At 61.8% G+C, this 21,831-nt stretch carries 22 protein-coding genes and 1 pseudogene; 21 read left to right on the plus strand and 2 right to left on the minus strand.

Features of this window, described 5'->3' with window-relative positions; translation table 11 throughout:
- Positions 1-85 precede the first annotated feature (85 nt).
- The 5 genes from BLS87_RS02395 to BLS87_RS02415 all read left to right on the plus strand — a co-directional run bounded on the left by BLS87_RS02395 (position 86) and on the right by BLS87_RS02415 (position 5,828).
- Positions 86-1,654, plus strand: a complete 1,569-nt coding sequence (locus BLS87_RS02395) for an ABC transporter substrate-binding protein (RefSeq protein ID WP_074749815.1) — start codon at positions 86-88, stop codon at positions 1,652-1,654.
- Positions 1,655-1,890: 236 nt separating this feature from the next.
- Positions 1,891-2,907, plus strand: coding sequence for an ABC transporter permease (locus BLS87_RS02400; RefSeq protein ID WP_074749817.1), 1,017 nt, complete (start codon positions 1,891-1,893; stop codon positions 2,905-2,907).
- Position 2,908: 1 nt separating this feature from the next.
- Positions 2,909-3,808: a D,D-dipeptide ABC transporter permease gene (gene ddpC, locus BLS87_RS02405; RefSeq protein WP_074749819.1), complete on the plus strand. Its 900-nt coding sequence runs from the start codon at positions 2,909-2,911 to the stop codon at positions 3,806-3,808.
- Positions 3,805-4,845, plus strand: a complete 1,041-nt coding sequence (locus BLS87_RS02410; protein ID WP_074749821.1) for an ABC transporter ATP-binding protein — start codon at positions 3,805-3,807, stop codon at positions 4,843-4,845. Before ddpC ends, BLS87_RS02410 begins: the two co-directional genes overlap by 4 nt.
- Positions 4,842-5,828 carry an oligopeptide/dipeptide ABC transporter ATP-binding protein gene (locus BLS87_RS02415; RefSeq protein WP_074749823.1) on the plus strand — a complete coding sequence of 329 codons (987 nt, stop codon included), beginning with the start codon at positions 4,842-4,844 and terminating at the stop codon, positions 5,826-5,828. Before BLS87_RS02410 ends, BLS87_RS02415 begins: the two co-directional genes overlap by 4 nt.
- A gap of 196 nt (positions 5,829-6,024) precedes the next feature.
- On the opposite strand, the gene BLS87_RS02420 is transcribed toward BLS87_RS02415, so the two are convergent.
- Complete coding sequence (locus BLS87_RS02420) at positions 6,025-6,891, minus strand: LysR family transcriptional regulator (protein ID WP_074749825.1); 867 nt, start codon at positions 6,889-6,891, stop codon at positions 6,025-6,027.
- Positions 6,892-6,998: 107 nt separating this feature from the next.
- Here BLS87_RS02420 and BLS87_RS02425 point away from each other — a divergent pair, with 107 nt between their 5' ends.
- From BLS87_RS02425 to BLS87_RS35045, 3 genes and pseudogenes are all read left to right on the plus strand, one after another.
- Positions 6,999-7,439: a VOC family protein gene (locus BLS87_RS02425; protein ID WP_062382530.1), complete on the plus strand. Its 441-nt coding sequence runs from the start codon at positions 6,999-7,001 to the stop codon at positions 7,437-7,439.
- Between the two features lie 389 nt (positions 7,440-7,828).
- Positions 7,829-8,863, plus strand: a pseudogene (locus tag BLS87_RS35040) (HAMP domain-containing protein); the annotation flags it as partial.
- Positions 8,864-8,956: 93 nt separating this feature from the next.
- On the plus strand, positions 8,957-9,721 hold the full coding sequence (locus tag BLS87_RS35045; RefSeq protein ID WP_425262193.1) for a methyl-accepting chemotaxis protein: 765 nt from the start codon (positions 8,957-8,959) through the stop codon (positions 9,719-9,721).
- A 163-nt stretch (positions 9,722-9,884) separates the two neighbouring features.
- Here the strand turns inward: BLS87_RS35045 and BLS87_RS02435 are convergent, their stop codons facing one another.
- Positions 9,885-10,757 carry an alpha/beta hydrolase gene (locus BLS87_RS02435; protein WP_074749829.1) on the minus strand — a complete coding sequence of 291 codons (873 nt, stop codon included), beginning with the start codon at positions 10,755-10,757 and terminating at the stop codon, positions 9,885-9,887.
- A 393-nt stretch (positions 10,758-11,150) separates the two neighbouring features.
- Here BLS87_RS02435 and phnC point away from each other — a divergent pair, with 393 nt between their 5' ends.
- The 13 genes from phnC to phnP all read left to right on the plus strand — a co-directional run bounded on the left by phnC (position 11,151) and on the right by phnP (position 21,784).
- The gene (phnC, locus tag BLS87_RS02440; protein ID WP_074749831.1) at positions 11,151-11,984 is read left to right on the plus strand and encodes a phosphonate ABC transporter ATP-binding protein; all 834 of its coding nucleotides are present in this window, start codon (positions 11,151-11,153) and stop codon (positions 11,982-11,984) included.
- 57 nt (positions 11,985-12,041) lie between these two features.
- Positions 12,042-13,046, plus strand: a complete 1,005-nt coding sequence (phnD, locus tag BLS87_RS02445) for a phosphonate ABC transporter substrate-binding protein (protein WP_074749833.1) — start codon at positions 12,042-12,044, stop codon at positions 13,044-13,046.
- Between the two features lie 91 nt (positions 13,047-13,137).
- On the plus strand, positions 13,138-13,926 hold the full coding sequence (gene phnE, locus BLS87_RS02450; protein ID WP_074750243.1) for a phosphonate ABC transporter, permease protein PhnE: 789 nt from the start codon (positions 13,138-13,140) through the stop codon (positions 13,924-13,926).
- Positions 13,927-14,022: 96 nt separating this feature from the next.
- Positions 14,023-14,715, plus strand: coding sequence for a phosphonate metabolism transcriptional regulator PhnF (gene phnF, locus BLS87_RS02455; RefSeq protein WP_074750245.1), 693 nt, complete (start codon positions 14,023-14,025; stop codon positions 14,713-14,715).
- A 14-nt stretch (positions 14,716-14,729) separates the two neighbouring features.
- Positions 14,730-15,197 (plus strand): phosphonate C-P lyase system protein PhnG, encoded by a 468-nt coding sequence (gene phnG / locus BLS87_RS02460; RefSeq protein WP_062382544.1) that lies wholly within the window; start codon positions 14,730-14,732, stop codon positions 15,195-15,197.
- Positions 15,197-15,802 (plus strand): phosphonate C-P lyase system protein PhnH, encoded by a 606-nt coding sequence (phnH, locus tag BLS87_RS02465; RefSeq protein ID WP_074749835.1) that lies wholly within the window; start codon positions 15,197-15,199, stop codon positions 15,800-15,802. The genes phnG and phnH overlap by 1 nt, the downstream gene beginning before the upstream one ends.
- Positions 15,802-16,875: a carbon-phosphorus lyase complex subunit gene (locus BLS87_RS02470; RefSeq protein WP_074749837.1), complete on the plus strand. Its 1,074-nt coding sequence runs from the start codon at positions 15,802-15,804 to the stop codon at positions 16,873-16,875. Before phnH ends, BLS87_RS02470 begins: the two co-directional genes overlap by 1 nt.
- On the plus strand, positions 16,872-17,759 hold the full coding sequence (locus BLS87_RS02475) for an alpha-D-ribose 1-methylphosphonate 5-phosphate C-P-lyase PhnJ (RefSeq protein ID WP_074749839.1): 888 nt from the start codon (positions 16,872-16,874) through the stop codon (positions 17,757-17,759). The genes BLS87_RS02470 and BLS87_RS02475 overlap by 4 nt, the downstream gene beginning before the upstream one ends.
- Positions 17,756-18,571: a phosphonate C-P lyase system protein PhnK gene (gene phnK, locus BLS87_RS02480; RefSeq protein ID WP_074749841.1), complete on the plus strand. Its 816-nt coding sequence runs from the start codon at positions 17,756-17,758 to the stop codon at positions 18,569-18,571. The genes BLS87_RS02475 and phnK overlap by 4 nt, the downstream gene beginning before the upstream one ends.
- A gap of 33 nt (positions 18,572-18,604) precedes the next feature.
- The gene (phnL, locus tag BLS87_RS02485) at positions 18,605-19,321 is read left to right on the plus strand and encodes a phosphonate C-P lyase system protein PhnL (RefSeq protein ID WP_074749843.1); all 717 of its coding nucleotides are present in this window, start codon (positions 18,605-18,607) and stop codon (positions 19,319-19,321) included.
- Positions 19,315-20,478: an alpha-D-ribose 1-methylphosphonate 5-triphosphate diphosphatase gene (locus tag BLS87_RS02490; protein WP_074749845.1), complete on the plus strand. Its 1,164-nt coding sequence runs from the start codon at positions 19,315-19,317 to the stop codon at positions 20,476-20,478. The genes phnL and BLS87_RS02490 overlap by 7 nt, the downstream gene beginning before the upstream one ends.
- Entirely contained in the window at positions 20,478-21,044 is a 567-nt protein-coding gene (gene phnN, locus BLS87_RS02495; RefSeq protein WP_074749847.1) for a phosphonate metabolism protein/1,5-bisphosphokinase (PRPP-forming) PhnN, read from the plus strand. Before BLS87_RS02490 ends, phnN begins: the two co-directional genes overlap by 1 nt.
- Positions 21,035-21,784 (plus strand): phosphonate metabolism protein PhnP, encoded by a 750-nt coding sequence (gene phnP, locus BLS87_RS02500; protein ID WP_074749849.1) that lies wholly within the window; start codon positions 21,035-21,037, stop codon positions 21,782-21,784. The genes phnN and phnP overlap by 10 nt, the downstream gene beginning before the upstream one ends.
- The last annotated feature ends 47 nt before the right edge of the window (positions 21,785-21,831 follow it).

Here is a 21,831-nt window from a genome sequence, read left to right on the forward strand (position 1 = left end):
GCAAGGCTTCGAGCTTTGACTGCCCGGTATAGCGCCAACAACAAACCTGACGAACTTCCACACATCGAACGATCAAGGAACCGGCATGAAATCAATCGTTACCTCACTCGCCCTCCCACGCACGCTGGCGATGGCAGTCCTCTGCACCGCCATGGGCCTGGGTGCCTGGCAATCGGCCAGCGCAGCCGTGCCTCAGGACACCCTGATGATCGGCAAACCGTCCGACCCTCAGACCCTCGACCCGGCTGTGACCATCGACAACAACGACTGGACCGTGACCTATCCGGCATATCAGCGGTTGGTGACGTACAAGGTCGAGAACGGCAAAGGCAGCACCGAAGTCATGGGCGAGCTGGCCAGCAGTTGGTCGACGTCGGCGGACAACCTGACCTGGGAATTCAAGCTCAAGCCCGGCAACAAGTTCGATGACGGCGCCGACGTGAACGCCGAGGCGGTGAAGTTTTCGTTTGATCGGGTGATGAAGCTCAAGCAAGGGCCGTCCGGTGCATTCCCGGACGACATGACGGTGTCGGTGGTCGATCCGCTCACCGTGAAATTCACGCTCAAAGCGCCTTACGCGCCGTTTCTCTCGACGCTGGCGCACAACGGGGCGGCAATCATCAACCCCGATGTGGCCAAGAAAAGCGAAGGCGCCGAGGCTTATCTGTCGAACCACACTGCCGGTTCCGGTGCGTTCAAACTGGTCAACTGGCAGAAGGGCCAGACCCTCACCATGGAGCAGAACAGCTACTACGCCGGTCCCAAGCCGACCCTGAAAAAGGTCGTGGTGAAGATCATCGGTGAGGCGTCGGTGCGTCGTCTGCAGCTGGAACACGGCGATCTGGACATCATCGAGGACATGCCCGAAGACCAGCTCGAAGCACTGGCGAAGAAGCCCGGCATCGTGGTCGGCGACTATCCGTCCTTGCGTGTCACCTTGCTCTACCTGAACACCCAGAAAGCGCCGATGAACAACCCGGATGCACGTCGCGCCATCGTCGAGTCGCTCGATTATGACGGCATCATCAACGGCATTCTCAAAGGCAAGGCCAAGCCGCTGAACGGCCCGATCCCTCAGGGCATGTGGGCGTACGACGAGAAGCAGCCTGCGTTCAAGCAGGACATGACCAAAGCGAAGGAAGACCTGGCCAAGGTCTCGCCGAAGATCAGCAACCTGACCTTCATGTATTCCGACAAGGACCCGAACTGGGAGCCGATCGGTCTGACGCTGCAAGCCGGTCTGCAGTCGCTGGGTGTGAACCTGAAGATGGAGAAGCTGGCCAACGCGAGCATGCGTGAGCGTCTGGGCACCGGCGACTTTGACGTTGCCATCGGTTCCTGGAGCCCGGACTTCGCCGACCCCTACATGTTCATGAACTTCTTCTTCGATTCGAAGCTGAAAGGGCTGGCGGGCAACCGTTCGTTCTACGACAACCCGGCGGTGGACAAGCTGATCCGCGAGTCGGCGACCACCAACGACATGGCCAAACGCACCGAGCTGTACCAGCAGGCGCAGAAGATTGTGCTCAACGACAGCGTTTACGCCTACCTGTACCAGAAGGCCTACACCTTGCCGATGAGCGAGAAGGTCAAGGGCTACGTGTTCAACCCGATGTTGGAGCAAGTGTTCAACATCGGCACGATCACCAAGTAAGCCGTCGTCGCCCATGGATTTCAAGAAGCCCATGGGCGGCAAAGTGATCGTGTTGCCATGCTTCTGACCCCTGTGGGAGCGAATTCATTCGCGATTGGCCGTACATCCAATAAATCTCTGCCGGATGTACCGCCGTATCGCGAATGAATTCGCTCCCACAGAGTATCGGTTGGATGGCAAGGCTGTGTCCGCGAGCTGATTCGCGTTGTCGATTGAATGCGTGACCGAGGTGCCTGATGGCCTTCCTGAATATTTTGCGTAAACGCCTGGGCGGTCTGCTGCTGGTGGTGTTTGGCGTTTCCCTGATTACCTTTTCCATCTCTCATCTGATTCCGGGTGATCCTGCGCGGCTGATTGCCGGCGACCGTGCCACCGATGCGATTGTCGAGAACATTCGCCATCAACTGGGATTGGACTTGCCGCTGTACCAGCAATACGGCCGCTACATGCTCGACCTGTTGCAGGGCGATCTGGGCACGTCCATCCGCACCCATCGTCCGGTGCTCGAAGACCTGCAAGCGTTCTTCCCGGCGACCCTCGAGCTGGCGCTGGCGGCGCTGACCCTGTCGATTCTGGTCGGGGTGCCGCTGGGCGTGTTGTCGGCGGTTTACCACAACCGCTTCATCGATCAGGTGGCGCGAACCCTGGCGGTCACCGGGATTTCCACCCCGGCGTTCTGGCTCGGGCTGGGACTGATCGTGCTGTTTTACGGGCATTTGAACTGGCTGCCCGGCAGCGGACGGATTGACGAAGGCCTGGAACCGCCGCCGACGGTGACCGGTTTTTACCTGATCGATACCTTGCTGGTGGGGGATACCAGCCTGTTCTTCAATGCTGTCCAGCACCTGATCCTTCCGGCGATCACGTTGGGTTTCGTCAATCTTGGCGTAGTGGCGCGGCAGATCCGCTCGGCGATGCTCGATCAACTGGGTGAGGACTACATCCGGACAGCGCGGGCCTATGGTTTGTCGAAGTGGGCAGTGATCCTGCGCCATGCGCTGCCCAACGCCTTGATCCCTTCGGTGACCGTGCTGGGCCTGACCCTCGGCGATCTGCTCTACGGCGCGGTCCTGACTGAAACCGTATTCGCCTGGCCCGGCATGGGCGCCTACGTGGTCAAGTCGATCCAGTCGCTGGATTTCCCGGCGGTCATGGGCTTCGCGATTCTGGTGTCCTTCATTTATGTACTGCTGAACATGGCGATCGATCTGGTGTACCGCCTGATCGACCCACGCATCGGCGAGGTCAATTGAAATGTCCACTCCCCTCACTGCGCCGGTCGCGGCGCCGCTGCCCAAGGCTTCGCGCTGGCAGGACAAACTCGCGTACCTGGCGCACCAGGTGCGGCGCAGCCCGCTGACCATGGCCGGGTTGCTGATCACCCTGATGGTGCTGCTGTGCATGGTCTTCGCGCCCTGGTTGGCGTCCCATGATCCCAATGCGCTTAATCTGGGCCAGCGCCTGGCGGCGCCGTCTGCCGCGCACTGGTTTGGCACTGACGAAGTGGGCCGCGACCTGTTCAGCCGGGTCTTGTACGGCAGCCGTCAGTCAGTGGGCGTCGGACTGTTCGTCGCATTCGCGTCATGTATCGCGGGCGGCTTGCTGGGCTGTATGTCCGGGATCATCGGCGGGCGCTTCGACAGCCTGATCATGCGCTTGATGGACATCATGCTCTCGGTGCCGTCGCTGGTGCTGATCATGGCGCTGGCCGCGGCGCTGGGCCCAAGCCTGTTCAATGCGATGCTGGCGATCACCCTGGTGCGGATTCCGTTTTACGTGCGACTGGCGCGGGGGCAAGCCCTGAGCATCCGCCAGATGGGCTACGTCAAAGCCGCTGAAACCTTCGGCGCAGGGCGCTGGCACATGGTGCTCTGGCACGTGGCGCGCAACGCCATGCCGCCTTTGCTGGTGCAGCTCAGTCTGGACATCGGGAGCGCCATTCTCATGGCCTCGGCGCTGGGATTCATTGGCCTCGGTGCGCAACAGCCCACGGCCGAATGGGGGGCGATGGTCGCGACAGGGCGCAATTACATCCTCGATCAATGGTGGTATTCGACCTTTCCCGGTGTGGCGATTCTGATCACCGCCACGGGTTTCAACCTTCTGGGCGACGGCGTACGTGACCTGCTCGACCCACGCCAGCAGGGGAAATGACCATGCACGCACAAGCCTCCAATTCCGTTCTCGGCACTTCACCGGTATTGACCATCGACAACCTGAGCATCGAGTTCCCTGCGTACAAGAGCACCGTCAAGGCGCTCAATGGCGTGTCATTGCACGTCAATCCCGGTGAGATTGTCGGGGTGATCGGTGAGTCCGGGTCCGGCAAGTCAGTCACCGCGATGCTCAGCCTGCGTCTGTTGCCTGAACGCGCGTATCAGGTGAAGAGCGGCAGCCTGAGCATCCTGGGCCGCGACATGCTCAGCGCCAGGGAGAAAGACCTGTTGAAGGTCCGTGGCCGCGACGCCGCGATGATCTTTCAGGAACCAATGACTGCGCTGAATCCGACACGACGCATCGGCCGACAAATGCTCGACGTGATCATTCATCACCAGCAACTGAGCAAGACCGACGCCCGCGCCAAAGCCGTCGCCTTGCTTCGCGACATGCATATCGCCGATCCCGAGCAGGTAATGAACAGTTACCCGTTCGAGCTTTCCGGCGGCATGCGTCAGCGGGTGATGATCGCCCTGGCGTTCTCCTGCGATCCACAGTTGTTGATTGCCGACGAGCCGACCACGGCGCTGGACGTGACCGTGCAGCGGCAGGTGTTGCTGCTGTTGCGCGAAAAAGCCCGCGAGCGAGGGACGGCGATTTTACTGATCACCCACGACATGGCGCTGGTCTCGCAGTTCTGCGACCGGGTCTATGTGATGTACACCGGCGCCGTGGTGGAGCAGGGCGTGACCTCGCAAGTCATGGCCGATCCTCGCCATCCCTATACCCGAGGGCTGCTCAGTGGTTTGCCGGAACAGGTCGAACCCGGTCAGGACCTGATGACCATTCCCGGTCAGGTCCCCAATCTGTCGGCTTTGCCTGAGGGCTGTACCTTCCGCGACCGTTGCGCTTATGCCATGCCCAAATGCCTGCAGCGTCCGCCCATGCAGGTCATTGATGCCGTTGCTGATCGCAAGAGCGCTTGCTGGTTGAGCGAGCCATCCCATTTCTCAGCACAGGAGATGCCGTCATGACCCGTGCAGCACTTGAATCTTTGCCCGATGAACATCCGGTGATTCTCGGCCTTGAAGACGTGCGCGTGCATTACCCCATGGGCAAGGACTGGCTCGGTCGACCAAAGGCCCTGGCCCACGCCTTGAACGGCATCGACCTGCAGGTGCGTGCCGGGGAAACCCTGGGCGTGGTGGGGGAGTCGGGGTGCGGCAAGAGCACGCTGGCGCAATTGCTGATGGGGCTGATCAAACCGACCTCAGGCAAGCTCGAGTGGATTTACAACAACGCCAAGGAGCGCAGCAGCAACGTGCAGATCGTGTTTCAGGACCCGCAATCGTCCCTCGATCCGCGGCTGCCGGTGTGGAAGGTAATCACCGAGCCGCTGTTCGTCCAGCGTTCGGCGCCGCGTCGGGACATGCGCGACATCGCTGCCAAAGTGGCTTCTCAGGTCGGAATCCGTACGGAGTACATGGACCGTTTTCCGCATCAGTTTTCCGGCGGTCAACGGCAGCGCATCGCCATCGCCAGGGCGCTGTCGTCGAACCCGGACATCATCGTCCTCGACGAGCCGACCTCGGCGCTGGATATCTCAGTGCAGGCGCAGATCCTCAACCTGTTGGCCGAACTGCAACGCAGTCGTGACCTGACGTACATCCTGATCTCGCACAACGTCTCGGTGGTGCGGCACATGGCCGATCGGGTCGCGGTGATGTACCTGGGGCAGATCGTCGAGCTGGGCAGCGCCGCCGAGGTGCTGGAGCGCCCGCGTCATCCCTACACCCAGTTATTGCTCGAAGCCGTGCCGCGCCTGGGCGTGGCGGTGGACGACGCCCAAGTCTCCGCGCCGACTGAATTGCCCGGCAATCGCAACCTGCCCACCGGGTGTTTCTTTCGGGACCGCTGCCCGAAGGCAACCGTGGGCTGCGATAAGCCGCAGGCGTTGTTGCCCGCCAGAGGCGCAGCCGGTGCCGAGTGGGTGAGGTGTCATTTGCAATCGGTGTGAACTGGGCCAGAAGCCTGTCGGAGTGCGCGTGTTCCGGGTCGCATCCGGACGAGGCGGTATGCCTGCGACGAATGTATCGACTGACACACCGTCTTCGCGGGCAAGCGCGCTCCTACAAAAGCTGATCTGCGGTGAGCCTCACGCCTTGAATTTGCCCTTGATCGCGCGCGAGGCGTCGAGCCGATCGCGAATCCTCCTACAGGCGTTTTGGTGCCAGACACTCGCGAAACAACCGCTGCAGCGGGAGTTGCCGGTTCGCATGACGCATCACCAACGCCAGCTCACGGTAAAACGTCAGCGCACCGAGTTCGACGATCCGGATGTGGGCCGCGCGTTCCAGCCATAAACCCGCTCGCGGCACGAGCGATACCCCGAGTCCGGCCTCGACCATGCGCACGATGGCGTCGACTTCGTCCAGTTCGAGCCCCGGACGTGTTTCGATTTTCTGTTCACGCAGGAACCGCGTCACCTGACGGCCGCCGAATGAATGGCGGTCGTATCGCACGAACCGGCTGTCGCGAAGCAGTTGAAGGGCATCGTCGCCTTCTATCTGCACGGGTGCGATCAGCACGAACGGCTCGCGTTCGATGACCTCCAGCGACAATTCCTTGGGCAGTGCGAAGGGCGGTCGGATCAGGATTGCCAGGTCGATCTCGCCGGCATCAACGCTATTGAGCAATGTCTGCGAAACACCCGGCACCACTTTGGCCTCGACCGTGGGCGCCTGGGTATTGAGTTGCACGAGCGCGTCGGGCAGCAAGCCGGTTTGCACGGTGGCGATAGCGCCGATCACCAGCTCGCCAAAGTAGCCGCTGTCCGCTGATGGCGTGGCCATGCGTTCATACAGCTCCACGATTTCACGCGCCATCGGCAATGCGCGTTGACCGGCCGCATTGAGGGTGGCGCTGCGTCCGCTGCGATCAAACAGCTTCGTGCCGAGCGCTTTTTCCAGGGTGCGGATCTGCGCACTGACCGCCGATTGGGTCAGGCCGATCTGGTTGCCCGCCGCAACGAACGTGCCCAGGCGTTCGACGGTTAGGAAGGTTTTCAACTCGCGAATCATGCTGGCTCACTGATCAAAATAGTTGTGGCTCGACGTGAAAATTATGATCTTTCAATCAATGATTCAATGGGTAAAGATGTTCCCATCCCAAATAGAGGAAGTTGACCGTGACCGCCACCCCGCAGAAGCTCTCGCCGTTTCACCTCGCCATTCCCGTCTATGACCTGGCCGCCGCACGGCATTTCTACGCCAACGTGTTCAATTTGCCCGAGGGCCGCTCCAGCGATCACTGGGTGGATTTTGATTTCTTCGGCCATCAACTGGTGATCCACGAACACCCGAAAACCGATTCGCAAGCCCACGCTGGCACCAACGCCGTGGACGGCCATGACGTCCCGGTGCCGCATTTTGGCGTGGTGCTGGGTTGGGAAGAATGGGAAGCGCTGGCGGATCGATTGCAGGGTCAGGGCGTGAAGTTTGTGATCGAGCCTTACGTGCGCTTCAAGGGGCAGGTCGGGGAGCAGGCGACCATGTTCCTGTTCGACCCGTGCGGCAACGCGCTGGAGTTCAAAGCATTCAAGGACATCGGGCAGTTGTTCGCGAAATAACGACGTGCGTGTCGGGCCCTGACACGCCGCACATTTATTGTAGGAGCGCGCTTGCCCGCGAATGCGATCTGTCTGAGATGAGTTTATCAACTGACACTCCGCAATCGCGGGCAAGCAAGCGCCTACACGTTATCGGCGTGATACACATTATTGGATCCAGCTTTAAACACACTTAGACGGATGTTTAAATTAAAATCCAACTATCGCCCCTAATAAGTACTGACCGATTAGTGTCGTCGACGACCGGCATTAAACTCTGCCACTCAACGGCCGAAGTATATTTCAGGCCGCGTCTTCCCTTTCTTCGCATAACCCCGTAAAAAGCGCGGCGCGCGCCTGATCGGCTACGCATTCACGTCGCTGTCATTCTTGGTTATGGACACAATCGTATGATCAATCGTCTGGGTTTCAGCAGAAAGATCCTGCTGGCCGCTGCACTGATAGTTGTTGTTGCTTTCTCGTGTTTCATACTGGTGAACGATTTTCGTCAGCGGGAAACACTGAAGAACAACGTAGACGCAGAACTGCAACAACTGGGCAGTCTGACCACGCAGAACATTCAAACCTGGCTGGACAGTCGCACTCAGCTTTTGTACTCCATGGCTCAGCAGATTGCGGCTGACGGCCCGGCACCGAGCAGTTTGCAGCGCATCGTCGGCCTGCCGGTGTACCCGGACAACTTCCAGCTCAGTTACTTCGGCGGCAAGGACGGCCTGATGTTCTCGGTCCCGGCCGGTAACCGGGCCGCCGACTATGACCCCCGTGCTCGCGGCTGGTACAAGGCGGCCGATGCCGCGCAGGGCATCATTGTCACCGAGCCCTACATCGCGGCTTCATCCGGCAAACTGGTGGTGACGCTGGCCACCCCGGTTCGTCAGCAGGGCCAGATGATCGGCGTTGCGGGCGCGGACATCTCGCTGGATGCCATCAGCAAGACCATCAACGCGCTGAATTTCGGCGGGCACGGCTACGCCTATATTGTCAGCGCCGACGGCAAGATCCTGATCCACCCCGACAGCAAGCTAGTCCTGAAGAACGTCAGTGAGGCCTACCCCAACGGGGCGCCGAAGATCGCCCCAGGCGTGGCTGAAATCGAATCGGGCGGCAAGGCGCAGTTCATTTCGTTCACCAGGGTTGAGGGCCTGTCCTCGGCCAACTGGTATGTCGCGCTGGTGCTGGACCGGGATGCGGCGTATTCGATGCTCAGTGAGTTCCGTTCTTCGGCGATCACCGCCATGGTCATCGCCGTGGCAATCATCATGCTGCTGCTTGGCCTGCTCATCCGCGTGCTCATGCAGCCGCTGCATCAGATGAGCCGCGCCATGCAGGACATCGCGGACGGTGAGGGCGACCTGACCAAGCGTCTGTCGATTGTCTCGCAGGACGAATTCGGCGCGATGGCGCAGTCGTTCAACCGCTTCGTCGAGCGTATTCATGGTTCGATACGTGAGGTGGCGTCCACCGCCGGTCAATTGGGTGAAGTGGCGGCCCGCGTTGTGGGCGCTTCCAACTCGTCGATGAGCAATTCCGACCAGCAAGCCAGCCGCACCAGCAGCGTGGCCGCGGCGATCAATCAACTGGGTGCCGCAGCCCAGGAGATCGCTCAGAACGCCGCCATGGCGTCGCAGCATTCCAGCGAAGCCACGCAACTGGCCAGCGAAGGTCAGGGCGTTGTCACGCAGACGATCAAGGCGATGGATCAGCTGTCGGAAAAGATCAGCGAGTCGTGCCTGAACATCGAAACGCTGAACAACAAGACCGCCAACATCGGCCAGATTCTCGAGGTGATCACCGGCATTTCGCAGCAGACCAACTTGCTGGCGCTCAACGCGGCCATTGAAGCGGCGCGGGCGGGTGAGGCAGGTCGTGGTTTCGCCGTGGTCGCGGATGAAGTGCGTAACCTGGCGCACCGGACGCAGGATTCGGCGCAGCAGGTGCAGGGCATGATCGAAGAGCTGCAGGTGGGTGCTCGCGATGCCGTGGCGAACATGACTGAAAGCCAGCGCCGGAGCGAAAGCAGCGTGACCATCGCCAACCAGGCCGGTGAGCGGTTGAACAGCGTGACGCGGCGCATCGGTGAAATCGACGGCATGAACCAGTCGGTGGCCACCGCGACCGAAGAGCAGACCGCCGTGGTCGAGTCGATCAACGTTGACATCACCGAGATCAACACCCTGAACCAGGAAGGCGTGGACAACCTGAAGTCGACGCTGGACGCCTGTACTCATCTTGAGCATCAGGCAGCGCGGTTGCAGCACCTGGTGGGGACGTTCAGGATCTGACAACATCGATTGCGGCGCAACGCACGCCTTTGTGGGAGAGAGTTCATTCGCGAAATGCCGTTGCATCCGCCGCGGATGTGTCGGCTGATGGATTGCATCGCGAATGGATTCGCTCCCACAGGTTTTGTCGTGAGCACGGCTTATCGCTCAGAACCTCAGAACCTCAAGGCCGCTCGCGCAATCCGGCTGCCCTGCGCAAACCCAGATGCAACGCGGTGCTGAACATCTGGCCGTGGTTGCGGCCATTGAACTGCTCGTAGCTGGCCTCGGTGCCGGGCAGGGTGGCCAGGTGTTCTGCCAGCAGGCGATTGGCGTCGCTGGGCACTGCCTGCATCGCTTTCCTTCTTTCCGGCGAGCCGCCATCGAATTGTGCGATGGGCGGCTTGCCTTCTCTTTCGCCCCTGACCAGGCGCACGGTGCGTGTGGTCCCTTCGGGGAATTTTCCAAGCGCCATGCCATGGTCGAAGGTGATCGGCTGATACCACAGTGATGCACTGGCGGCGATCCAGGTCTGGAAAGCGTCAGGGCGTTCCAGCAGTGCAGAGAGCACGAACAGCCCGCCGAACGAATGGCCCCACAGCGTTTGTCGGGTGAGGTCGGTCGCGTAGCGCGCCTGTATCTGCGGTTTGATCGTTGACTCGATCAGTTCCAGAAACGCTTTAGACGTGGCCCCGGTGTAATCCCGGGTGCGCTGTTCGCCTTCGTAAGTGTCTTCGATGTCGTAGCCGATCATCACCAGCAGCGGCGGGGAGCCTGCGTCCAGCTCGCCCAGCCAGCTGTCCTGCAACTCGGCCAACACGTTATTGCCATCCAGCAGGTACATCACCGGATAGCCAATCGCTGGCGCAGGGTTACGAGGGATGCCGATGTCGAGGCGGTAATGTCGCTGGCCATCCGGAGAATCGATGGTCAGGCGTTCGAAGCGGTAATGGGCAGAGCCGGTTGCGGCCAAAGTGGGCTTCTCCTGATTGTCGGCGCTGGCCAGGAAGGGCAAAACGCTGAGCAGTACGACGGTGAGGGTTTGTTTCCAGTTCATTGATAGGTGCTCAGGTGCTGAATGTGTAGGAGCGTGGCTTGTCCCGCGATCGGCCGGGAACCGGTCGTAATGCCTGCTACGCGTTTTACCTGACCCACTGCATTTTTCTTCACGACTTCTGCGCAGTTGATCGCGGGACAAGCCACGTTCCTTTCGTTCGACTTGTCTAGCCAGCACCCCCGCAAGGCCGCTGTTTTCGGCAAACATGTCGACAAAAACCGCCAATTACCCCGCATCAAATGGTCAACGAACTGTTATCTCGCGTTCATGGACGGTTCATCGAACTGCCACACGCGCTCTCTAATGTCACTCGCACCGAACGCGGCCAGGGACGGGCTGAACGGTAGAACATTCACCTCGGCAGGACGCCGCAATCAAAGACAAGAGAAGCCCATGAACGCAGCCATCCATGTCGACCGCTTGAACAAGACATTTGCTCGCAAAACCGCTTTGGTTGACCTCGCATTGTCTATACAACCCGGAGAAATGGTCGCGCTGATCGGCGCTTCCGGTTCGGGAAAATCCACGTTGTTGCGCCATCTCGCAGGTCTGGCCTGCTGCGATCGCAGCAATGGCGGCAGTGTGCGGGTTCTGGGCCGTGAAGTGCAGGCCTCGGGCCGACTCAATGGCAAGGTCCGCCGACTGCGCGCCGACATCGGCTACATCTTCCAGCAGTTCAATCTGGTCAACCGCCTGAGTGTGCTGGACAACGTCCTGCTCGGTTGTTTGGGCCGCATGCCGCGCTGGCGTGGCAGCCTGGGAATGTTCAATGCCGAGGAAAAAGCCCGTGCGATGGCCAACCTGGGCCGCGTGGGTCTGGCCGATCTGGCTCACCAGCGTGCTTCAACATTGTCCGGCGGTCAGCAGCAGCGCGTGGCGATTGCCCGGGCGCTGACCCAACAAGCCGAAGTCATCCTGGCGGACGAACCCATCGCATCGCTGGACCCGGAGTCCGCGCGCAAGGTCATGGAAATTCTTGCCGACATCAACCGTCAGGACGGCAAGACCGTCGTCGTCACCCTGCATCAGGTGGACTACGCCGTACGCTATTGCCCGCGTGCCGTGGCCCTGAAGGGTGGCCGCATCCACTTCGACGGTAACGGTACAGAGCTCAGCGGACCGTTCCTCAACGACCTGTATGGCGCCGACGCCGACGCCAGTCTGATGTTCGCAGACAAAGGGCGCAATCAAGGCCACCCGCCACAGCTGGCGCTGGCCCAGGCCTGACGACTGCGTCGCTTTAACCACTCACAACACACCACAACTACGTTCCAGGAGCTCTCCATGTTGAACCGTTTCGGTCGCGTGTTCGCGTCTGCCGCTGTGCTCGCCGGTTGCCTGATGGGCACCGCGCAGGCTGACGACAGCGCCATCAACTTCGGCATCATGTCCACCGAATCCTCGCAGAACCTGAAAAGCGTCTGGCAGCCGTTTCTCGACGACATGTCGAAGAAAACCGGTCTGAAAGTCAACGCCACCTTCGCCTCTGACTACGCCGGCCTGATCCAGGGCATGCGCTTCAACAAGGTCGACGTGGCCTGGCTGGGCAACAAGGCGGCGATGGAAGCCGTGGACCGTTCAGGCGGCGAAATCTTCGCCCAGACCGCTGCCGCCAACGGCGCGCCGGGTTACTGGAGCGTGATCATTGCGCGCAAGGACAGCCCGATCAATTCGGTCGAGGACATGCTCAAGCACGCCAAGGAACTGACCTTCGGCAACGGTGACCCGAACTCCACTTCGGGCTACCTCGTACCGGGTTACTACGTGTTCGCCAAGAACCACGTTGATGCGGCCACCGCTTTCAAACGCACGCTGAACTCAAGCCACGAAGTCAACGCGCTGAGCGTTGCCAAGGGCCAGCTGGATGTCGCGACGTTCAACACCGAAAGCTGGGACCGTCTGGAAGTCACGCAGCCGGACAAGGCCGCCATGCTCAAGGTGATCTGGAAGTCGCCGATCATCCCGGCCGACCCGATGGTCTGGCGCAAGGGCATGGCCGATGAGACCAAGAACAAGATCCGCGATTTCTTCGCCAACTATGGCGACACCGACGAAGAAAAAGCCGTGCTGAAGAACATGCAGATGGGCAAGTTCCTCAAGTCCTCGGACGACCAGTTGCTGACCATTCGCCAGCTTGAGCTGTTCAAGCAAAAGACCGAAACCACCGCCAGCACCACGCTCAGCGCCGACGAAAAGGCGAGCCGCCTGAAAGAGATCGACGCTGGCCTGACCAAACTGCAGGACCGCATTTCGGAACTGGAAAAACAGAACACCGCCAAGGCGGGTTGATGGTATGGACGCGGCGCTCAAGCTGAGCCTCACGGCAAGCGGGGCGCCGCGTCAGTCACTGCAGTTCATGCATTCGCAATCGGGAAATTTTATGACCACTCACGCTGCTTACGTTGAAGTCGCCGGCAAGCGCAGTTGGCCGCAATACCTGGGCTGGGGCCTGTTCCTCGCCATCATGGCCTGGGCCTGGCACGGCGCTGAAATGAACCCGCTGGCGCTGTACCGCGACTCCGGCAACATGGCGACGTTCGCCGCCGACTTCTTCCCGCCTGACTTCCATGAATGGCGCGCTTACCTCAAGGAAATGATCGTCACCGTGCACATCGCCCTCTGGGGCACGTTGCTCGCGATCGTCTGTTCGGTGCCGTTGGGCGTGCTGTGCGCCGACAACATCACCCCGTGGTGGATTCACCAACCGTTGCGTCGGGTCATGGACGCATTCCGCTCCATCAATGAAATGGTCTTCGCGATGTTGTTCGTCGTGGCCGTAGGCCTGGGCCCGTTCGCCGGTGTCCTGGCGTTGTGGATCAGCACCACCGGGGTGCTCGCCAAACTGTTCGCCGAGGCCGTGGAAGCCATCGATCCCGGCCCCGTCGAAGGTGTGCGTGCCACCGGTGCCAGTGCACTGCAGGAAGTGATCTTTGGGGTGATCCCGCAGGTCATGCCGCTGTGGATTTCCTACGCCTTGTACCGCTTCGAATCCAACGTGCGCTCGGCCACGGTCGTCGGCATGGTCGGCGCGGGCGGGATCGGTGTGATCCTCTGGGAAAACATCCGCGCCTTCCAGTTCACCCAGACCTGCTCGGTGCTGTTGGTGATCATCGTGGTGGTCAGCGTGATCGACATCTTCTCCCAGCGCCTGCGCAAGCAGTTCATCTAATGCCAACGACAGGAGAGGGTGCGAACCCTTTTTTTAGCCATGCAGTTGTCTAGACAAGCCGAAGCCCTGCACCGTGAACCCCCGCAGCGGGAATCGATGAGCCGAGAACCGGTGTACCGCGAACTGGCGGACACCTTGCGCAGCGAATTGAACCGTTACATCGCAGGCGAATTCCTGCCCGCCGAAACGCAACTGGCGGCTCGCTTCGACGTCAACCGCCACACGGTGCGTCGGGCGATCGACGAGCTGGTCCGCGAAGGCAGCCTGCTGCGCCGTCAAGGCAAGGGCACTCAGGTGCTGGGCCGTCCGCTGGTGTACCCGGTGGCGGCGGAAAGCGCGTACAGCCAGTCGCTGTCGGCGCAGGGCCATGGCGTCGAAGCCATTCTGCTGCAACGCCGCCCGTGCGTTGCGACGCGCGAGGAAGCCGGGCACCTGGGCCTCGAAGAACACGCGCCGCTGATCGAACTGCAAACCCTGCGTCGTCTCGACGGCCAGCCAGTGAGCCTGATTCGGCATCGTTATTGCGCCAGCCGCAGCGACCTGCTCGCCGACTACAAAAGCGGTTCGGTGCGCCAGTTTCTCGCGGCGCACGGCTTGCCGCTGACCCGCACGTTCAGCCTCATCGGCGCACGCCTGCCCAGCCGTGAGGAGGCCAGCGTGTTGCTGATGCCGCGCCACCTTCCGGCGCTGACCGTGCTCACCCTTTCCCGTGACGCGGACGGACACCCGGTGGAGATTGCCCATTCCACCAGCCGTTCCGACCGCTTCCAGTATCAGATCGTCACCTGATGGAGATGCCCTCGATGACTGCCACATCTGTTCCCGCTACCGCGCCTGAGCATGCTGCCCGTCAGCACTGGATCGGCGTGCTCTCGCGCACCCATCGCGCCGAGTTGCTGCCCCATGAAAACGCGCTGCGTGACGCCGAATACCAGCTGATTCGCGCGCCTGAAATCGGCATGACCCTGGTTCGTGGCCGCATGGGCGGCAGCGGCGCCCCGTTCAACGTCGGTGAAATGAGCGTGACGCGTTGTGTCGTGCGCCTGGCCGATGGCCGCACCGGTTACAGCTATCTGGCGGGGCGCGATAAGGCCCATGCCGAACTGGCCGCGTTGGCCGATGCGCATTTGCAAGGTGCGCAACAGGCTCACTGGATGCGTGAGCTGATTGAACCGCTGGCCCAGGCGCAAGCCGCGCGCCGGTCCCGACAACAAGCCGAAACCGCAGCGACCAAAGTGGAGTTCTTCACGCTGGTCAGAGGAGAAAACTGATGAGTGCGACCCTTTTGCAGCCTGCTTTCGCTGACCCCGTGCTGGATGCCCAGCGCAGTTTTCGTGCCGCCCTCAAGGCCCTGGCAGGTCCCGGCGTCACGCAAAGCCTGCTGTCAGCGCAGACCCCGCCGCACCTTGAAGGCCTGGCATCGGCCAGTCATGCGCTGTGCCTCGCGCTGCTGGATATCGACACACCGCTGTGGCTGGCACCGAGGTTCGACACCCAGGCGATTCGCGCCAACCTGACCTTTCATTGTGGCTGCCCGATCGTCAGCGACCGGCAGAATGCGCGCTTTGCCCTGCTGGACGACAGCCAACTGCACGACCTCAGTGGCTTCGATCTGGGCAACGACCGTTATCCCGACCAGTCCTGCACGCTGCTGATTCAGCTGCCGAGTCTGCAGGGCGGGCGTCAGGTGGCCCTGCGCGGTCCCGGCATCGAAACCCGGAATCATGTGAGCCTGCCGTTGCAGGAAGCGTTCTGGGAAGAACGTGAAGCGCACAACGATTTCCCCCGTGGCATCGACGTGTTCTTCCTCGCGGGCAGCGAACTGATGGGCCTGCCGCGCAGCACCCAGGTCGCGTTCAAGAAAGGAGGTGCCTGATGTACGTTGCCGTCAAAGGTGGCGAGCAGGCCATCGACAATGCTCACAAGCTGCTGGCGAAGAAGCGCCGGGGCGACACCACGGTGGCGGAGCTCGGCGTCGAGCAAATCCGTCAGCAACTGCCGCTGGCCGTCGCCCGGGTCATGACCGAAGGCTCACTGTACGACGAAGAACTGGCCGCACTGGCGATCAAACAGGCGGCCGGCGATCTGGTCGAGGCGATCTTTCTGCTGCGCGCTTATCGCACCACGCTGCCGCGTTTCAGCGCGAGCCTGCCGATCGACACCTCGTCGATGCAGCTCAACCGTCGTCTGTCCGCGACCTTCAAGGACGTTCCGGGCGGGCAGTTGCTGGGGCCGACCTTCGACTACACCCACCGTCTGCTGGATTTCACCCTGCTGGCCGAAGGTGAATACCCAGGGCCGCAAGGCAAACCGGATGCCACTGTAGAGGCTTGCCCGCGGGTGCTGGGCTTGCTCGCCAAGGAAGGGCTGATCAAGGAAGAGGCCGACACCGGCGCGCCGGTCGCCGACATCACCCGCGAACCGCTGGAATACCCGGCCAGCCGTGCAGAGCGTTTGCAGGCCTTGGCCCGGGGCGACGAAGGCTTCCTGCTGGCACTGGGTTATTCGACGCAACGTGGCTACGGCCGCAACCACCCGTTTGCGGGCGAGATACGGGTCGGAGGCGTCGAGGTCTGGATCGAGCCTGAAGAGTTGGGCTTCCCGATCGCCATCGGCGCCATCGAAGTCACCGAGTGCGAGATGGTCAACCAGTTCGTCGGTTCCGCCACCGAGCTGCCTCAATTCACGCGCGGCTATGGCCTGGCGTTCGGTCATGCCGAGCGCAAGGCGATGGGCATGGCGCTGGTGGACCGTTCGCTGCGCGCTGGCGAATACGCCGAGGAAATCATCTCACCGGCGCAGCAGGAAGAATTCGTGCTCGCGCACTGCGACAACGTCGAAGCTTCAGGTTTCGTCTCGCACCTGAAACTGCCGCACTACGTCGATTTCCAGGCCGAAGTGGAACTGATCCGCAAACTGCGCAAGCCCTCCAAGGAGCAGGCCCAATGAATGCCGCTACGCAACCTCGGCCGCAGTCTCGCCCACAGCGCGACGAGGCGTACAACTTCGCGTATCTGGATGAGCAGACCAAACGCATGATCCGTCGCGGCCTGCTCAAAGCCGTGGCAATTCCCGGCTATCAAGTGCCGTTTGGCGGGCGTGAAATGCCGCTGCCTTATGGTTGGGGGACCGGCGGCATGCAACTGACCGCCGCGATCCTGGGTGCCGAAGACGTGCTCAAAGTCATCGATCAGGGCGCCGACGACACCACCAACGCCGTGTCAATCCGCCGCTTCTTCGCCCGCACCGCTGGCGTCGCAACCACCGAGCGCACGCCGGAGGCGACGATCATCCAGACCCGCCACCGCATCCCGGAGACGCCCCTGCAAGCCGATCAGATCATGGTCTATCAGGTGCCGATCCCCGAGCCACTGCGTTTCATCGAGCCCTCGGAAACCGAAACCCGCACCATGCACGCGCTGAACGACTACGGCGTGATGCACGTAAAACTGTACGAAGACATCGCCACGTTCGGTCACATCGCGACGGCTTATGCCTACCCGGTGACCGTGGACGAGCGTTACGTGATGGACCCGTCGCCCATCCCTAAATTCGACAACCCGAAACTCGACATGAGCCCGGCGTTGATGCTGTTCGGTGCAGGCCGTGAAAAGCGTCTGTATGCGGTGCCGCCTTACACCCGCGTTACCAGCCTGGACTTCGAGGATCACCCGTTCGAGGTGCAAAAGTGGGAACACAACTGTGCCATCTGTGGCAGCCAGGACTCGTTCCTCGATGAGCTGATTCTCGACGATCAGGGCACCCAGAGCTTCGTCTGTTCGGACACCGACTACTGCGCGCAGCGGGTCAATGAGGGGAGGGAGGGCCAATGAACGCCGCTCAGAAGGTTTCTCAGGTGACGGTCGCGGATCGCACGCAACCGCTGCTCAAGGTCAATGGCCTGACCAAACTGTACGGCCTGGAGAAGGGCTGTCAGGACGTCAGCTTCGAGCTGTACCCAGGCGAGGTGCTCGGCATTGTCGGTGAGTCCGGCTCGGGCAAATCCACGCTGCTTTCGCTGCTCAGCGGTCGCTGCCCCCCGGACCGTGGTGTCATCGATTACCGCACCACACAAGGCGCCTGGCTGGACCTGTACAGCGCCAGTGAAGCCGAGCGCCGCACGTTGCTGCGCACCGAATGGGGCTTCGTCGAGCAGAACCCCCGTGACGGTCTGCGCATGGCGGTGTCGGCGGGCGCCAACATCGGTGAACGCCTGATGGCTCAGGGCGTGCGCAATTATCAGCAACTGCGTGCAGCCGGCCTCGACTGGCTCAATCAGGTGGAAATCGATCCGGCCCGTATCGACGACCTGCCCCGGACGTTCTCCGGCGGCATGCAACAGCGTCTGCAGATTGCCCGCAACCTGGTTTCCGGACCGCGTCTGGTGTTCATGGACGAGCCGACGGGTGGCCTCGATGTGTCGGTGCAAGCGCGGTTGCTGGACCTGATGCGCAGCCTGGTGCGTGAGTTGGACCTGGCCGTGGTGATCGTGACACACGACCTGGCCGTGGCCCGTCTGCTGGCCGACCGCTTGATGGTGATGCGCCGTTCTCACGTGGTGGAAACCGGTCTCACGGACCAGATCCTCGATGACCCGCAGCACCCGTATTCGCAACTGCTGGTGTCCTCGGTGCTGCAGCCCTGATTTGAATTCAGCCTTTGACTGTTAGGTGTCCCAATGAACACGCTGATCGAGGTCCGTGACCTCTCGAAAACCTTCACCCTGCATCAGCAGAACGGGGTGGTGTTGAACGTGTTGCGCGGTTTGAGTTTCGCCGTACGCGGAGGTGAGTGCCTGGTCTTGCACGGCCATTCCGGCGCCGGTAAAAGCACGCTGTTGCGCACGTTGTATGGCAATTATCTGCCCGCAGGCGGCAGCATCCGCGTGCAGCATCAGGGCCAATGGCTGGAGCTGGTCGGCGCCGAGCCGCGCGACGTGCTGGCGGTACGGCAACAGACGCTGGGTTACGTCAGCCAGTTTCTGCGGGTGATTCCCCGTGTCGCGACGCTGGATGTGGTGATGGAGCCCGCCTTGGCCCGGGGCTGGAACCGTGAACAGGCCCAGGCCCGTGCCGAACACCTGCTGAGCCGTCTGAACATCCCGCAGCGCCTGTGGCAACTGGCGCCGGGGACCTTCTCCGGGGGCGAGCAACAACGGGTCAACATTGCACGGGGTTTCATGGTGCCGTGGCCCGTGATGCTGCTGGACGAACCCACGGCGTCGCTGGATGACAGCAATCGCCAGGTGGTGCTGGAGCTGATCAACGAAGCGAAAGCTGCCGGTGCTGCCGTGATCGGCATTTTCCATGACCGTCTGGCTCGCGAGGCGGTGTCCGACCGCCATCTGGACATGACACCGCTCGACCTGACTGCGAAGGAGTTACTGCAATGCTGAACGAACAGATCCTGACGAATGCCAGAATCGTCACTGCCGATCAGGTGTTCACCGGCACCGTGGTCCTTCGCGACGGCCTGATCAGCGATGTTCAGACCGGCGTGAGCCATCTGCCTCAGGCACAGGACCTGGACGGCGATTACCTGCTGCCGGGGCTGGTTGAACTGCACACCGATAACCTGGAAAAACACCTGAGCCCGCGTCCGGGTGTGGACTGGCCGTCGGCCTCGGCGGTGATGAGCCATGACGCGCAGATCATCGCGGCGGGCATCACCACGGTGTTCGACGCGCTGTCCATCGGCGACGTCAACCCCAAGGGCAAGCGCATGCAGCAACTGCCCGGCATGGTCGAGGCCATCGCCCAGGCCAATGCCGCCGACATGACCCGTGCCGAACACCGCTTGCACCTGCGTTGCGAGGTCTGTCACCCGGACACGTTGAGCGTGTTCCGCGATCTGGTGGAGCAGCCCCTGGTGCAACTGGTTTCGACCATGGACCATTCGCCGGGTCAGCGTCAGTTTGCCCTTGAATCCAAGTACCGTGAGTACTACATGGGTAAGTACCACCTGAGCAGCGAACAGATGGATGAATTCATCGTCGAGCAAGTCGCCAACTCGAAGATCTACAGTGATCGGTACCGCCGCGCGATCGTCGACATTTGCCTGGAGCGCGGGCTGTCGGTCGCCAGCCACGACGACGCGACGGTCGAGCACGTCGAGGAGTCAGCCGGTTACGGCATGAGCATCGCCGAGTTCCCGACCACGCTGGACGCCGCGCAAGCGTGTCGTCGTCTGGGCATGAGCGTGCTGATGGGCGCGCCGAACATCGTCCGGGGCGGTTCGCACTCGGGCAATATTGCAGCGGCCACCCTTGCTAAAGAAGGGCTACTGGATATTCTCTCCAGCGATTACTATCCGGCCAGCCTGCTGCAGGCGGCCTTTGCGCTGGGTGCGCAACTGGACCACGAACAGCAGGCATCCGGGGCAGGGCTGGCCAAAGCCGTGACCACGGTCAGTCTGGCCCCGGCACGTTCGGCCGGTTTGCAGGATCGCGGCGAAATCCGCGTCGGGCTGCGTGCCGACCTGATCCATGCCCGCGCCGTGGGCACGCTGCCGGTGATCCGGCAGGTCTGGCGACAAGCGAAGAGGGTTTTTTGATGGCAGGCAGGTTGATCTATCTCATCGGACCGTCCGGTTCGGGCAAGGACAGCCTGCTGGATGCCGCGCGCGAACCGATGGCCGCACGCGGTTGCCGGATCGTGCGCCGGGTGATCACCCGTTCGGCGGAAGCCAAGGGCGAAGCGGCGCAGGCGGTCAGCGTCGAGCAGTTCAACCAGTTGCAGGCTGAAGGCGCTTTTGCCCTGGACTGGTTCGCCAACGGCCTGCACTACGGGATACCGAAAGAGATCGATCAATGGCTGGCGGACGGTCACGACGTGTTGATCAACGGCTCGCGCGGGCATCTATCACAGGCCCGGGAGCGCTATCCGGATCTGCTGGTGGTGCTGCTGTCGGTTGATCAGGCGGTGCTTCGTCAACGGCTGCTGGCGCGAGGTCGGGAGTCGGCGGACGAGGTCGAAGAGCGATTGACGCGCAACGCGCAATTCGCCGATGACCTGCTCGCCGATGTTCCGTCAGTGATTGTGCTGGACAACTCCGGTGCGCTGGAACACACCGTCACCCGCTTGCTGCAACGAATCGATCGGGAGCACGCATGCGTTTGACCTTGTTGGGGACGGGGGATGCGCGGCAGGTGCCGGTCTACGGATGTCAGTGTCCGGCCTGTCAGGCGGCCCATGCCGATGCACGTCTGCGTCGACGACCCTGCTCGGCGCTGGTGGAGCTGGGTGATCAACGCTGGTTGATCGACAGCGGCCTGCCAGACCTCACCGAGCGGTTCCCGCCGCGCAGCTTCAGCGGCATCCTCCAGACCCATTACCACGCGGACCACGCCCAGGGCTTGTTGCATTTACGCTGGGGGCAGGGGCTGGTGATTCCCGTGCATGGCCCGGCCGATCCGGAAGGGCTGTCGGACCTCTATAAACACCCGGGGATTCTGGATTTCAGCCAGCCGTTCTCGGCGTTTGAAACGCGCCTGTTTGGCGAGCTCAGCGTCACGGCCTTGCCGTTGTTGCATTCGAAACCGACCTTGGGCTATCTGCTGGAAGGCGGTGGGCGGCGGTTGGCGTACTTGACCGACACGGTGGGGTTGCCCGCCGACACCACGGCGTATCTGCAGCGCCAGGCACTGGACGCACTGGTCCTGGACTGCTCGATGCCGCCGCAACCGCAGGCGCCGCGCAATCACAATGATTTGAACCTGGCGTTGCAGATCATCGAGGCATTGAAGCCTGAGCGGGCGGTGCTGACCCACGTCGGACACACGCTGGATGCATGGCTGATCCAGCATGCCGGGGAGCTTCCGGACGGTGTGCACGTGGCTCGAGACGGTATGGAGGTCTAGCGCCCATCGCGGCCGCATCTGACCGCAAGCAATTCCCTGCGGGAGCG

It is taken from the genome of Pseudomonas abietaniphila, assembly GCF_900100795.1.
Taxonomy (GTDB): Bacteria; Pseudomonadota; Gammaproteobacteria; order Pseudomonadales; family Pseudomonadaceae; genus Aquipseudomonas; species Aquipseudomonas abietaniphila.

Coding starts and splice junctions, on each gene's coding strand:
- BLS87_RS02395 (WP_074749815.1), top strand. CDS start 86: ATGAAATCAATCGTTACCTCACTCGCCCTCCCACGCACGCTGGCGATG.
- BLS87_RS02400 (WP_074749817.1), top strand. CDS start 1,891: ATGGCCTTCCTGAATATTTTGCGTAAACGCCTGGGCGGTCTGCTGCTG.
- ddpC (WP_074749819.1), top strand. CDS start 2,909: ATGTCCACTCCCCTCACTGCGCCGGTCGCGGCGCCGCTGCCCAAGGCT.
- BLS87_RS02410 (WP_074749821.1), top strand. CDS start 3,805: ATGACCATGCACGCACAAGCCTCCAATTCCGTTCTCGGCACTTCACCG.
- BLS87_RS02415 (WP_074749823.1), top strand. CDS start 4,842: ATGACCCGTGCAGCACTTGAATCTTTGCCCGATGAACATCCGGTGATT.
- BLS87_RS02420 (WP_074749825.1), bottom strand. CDS start 6,891: ATGATTCGCGAGTTGAAAACCTTCCTAACCGTCGAACGCCTGGGCACG.
- BLS87_RS35045 (WP_425262193.1), top strand. CDS start 8,957: ATGAGCAATTCCGACCAGCAAGCCAGCCGCACCAGCAGCGTGGCCGCG.
- BLS87_RS02435 (WP_074749829.1), bottom strand. CDS start 10,757: ATGAACTGGAAACAAACCCTCACCGTCGTACTGCTCAGCGTTTTGCCC.
- phnC (WP_074749831.1), top strand. CDS start 11,151: ATGAACGCAGCCATCCATGTCGACCGCTTGAACAAGACATTTGCTCGC.
- phnD (WP_074749833.1), top strand. CDS start 12,042: ATGTTGAACCGTTTCGGTCGCGTGTTCGCGTCTGCCGCTGTGCTCGCC.
- phnE (WP_074750243.1), top strand. CDS start 13,138: ATGACCACTCACGCTGCTTACGTTGAAGTCGCCGGCAAGCGCAGTTGG.
- phnF (WP_074750245.1), top strand. CDS start 14,023: ATGAGCCGAGAACCGGTGTACCGCGAACTGGCGGACACCTTGCGCAGC.
- phnG (WP_062382544.1), top strand. CDS start 14,730: ATGACTGCCACATCTGTTCCCGCTACCGCGCCTGAGCATGCTGCCCGT.
- phnH (WP_074749835.1), top strand. CDS start 15,197: ATGAGTGCGACCCTTTTGCAGCCTGCTTTCGCTGACCCCGTGCTGGAT.
- BLS87_RS02470 (WP_074749837.1), top strand. CDS start 15,802: ATGTACGTTGCCGTCAAAGGTGGCGAGCAGGCCATCGACAATGCTCAC.
- BLS87_RS02475 (WP_074749839.1), top strand. CDS start 16,872: ATGAATGCCGCTACGCAACCTCGGCCGCAGTCTCGCCCACAGCGCGAC.
- phnK (WP_074749841.1), top strand. CDS start 17,756: ATGAACGCCGCTCAGAAGGTTTCTCAGGTGACGGTCGCGGATCGCACG.
- phnL (WP_074749843.1), top strand. CDS start 18,605: ATGAACACGCTGATCGAGGTCCGTGACCTCTCGAAAACCTTCACCCTG.
- BLS87_RS02490 (WP_074749845.1), top strand. CDS start 19,315: ATGCTGAACGAACAGATCCTGACGAATGCCAGAATCGTCACTGCCGAT.
- phnN (WP_074749847.1), top strand. CDS start 20,478: ATGGCAGGCAGGTTGATCTATCTCATCGGACCGTCCGGTTCGGGCAAG.
- phnP (WP_074749849.1), top strand. CDS start 21,035: ATGCGTTTGACCTTGTTGGGGACGGGGGATGCGCGGCAGGTGCCGGTC.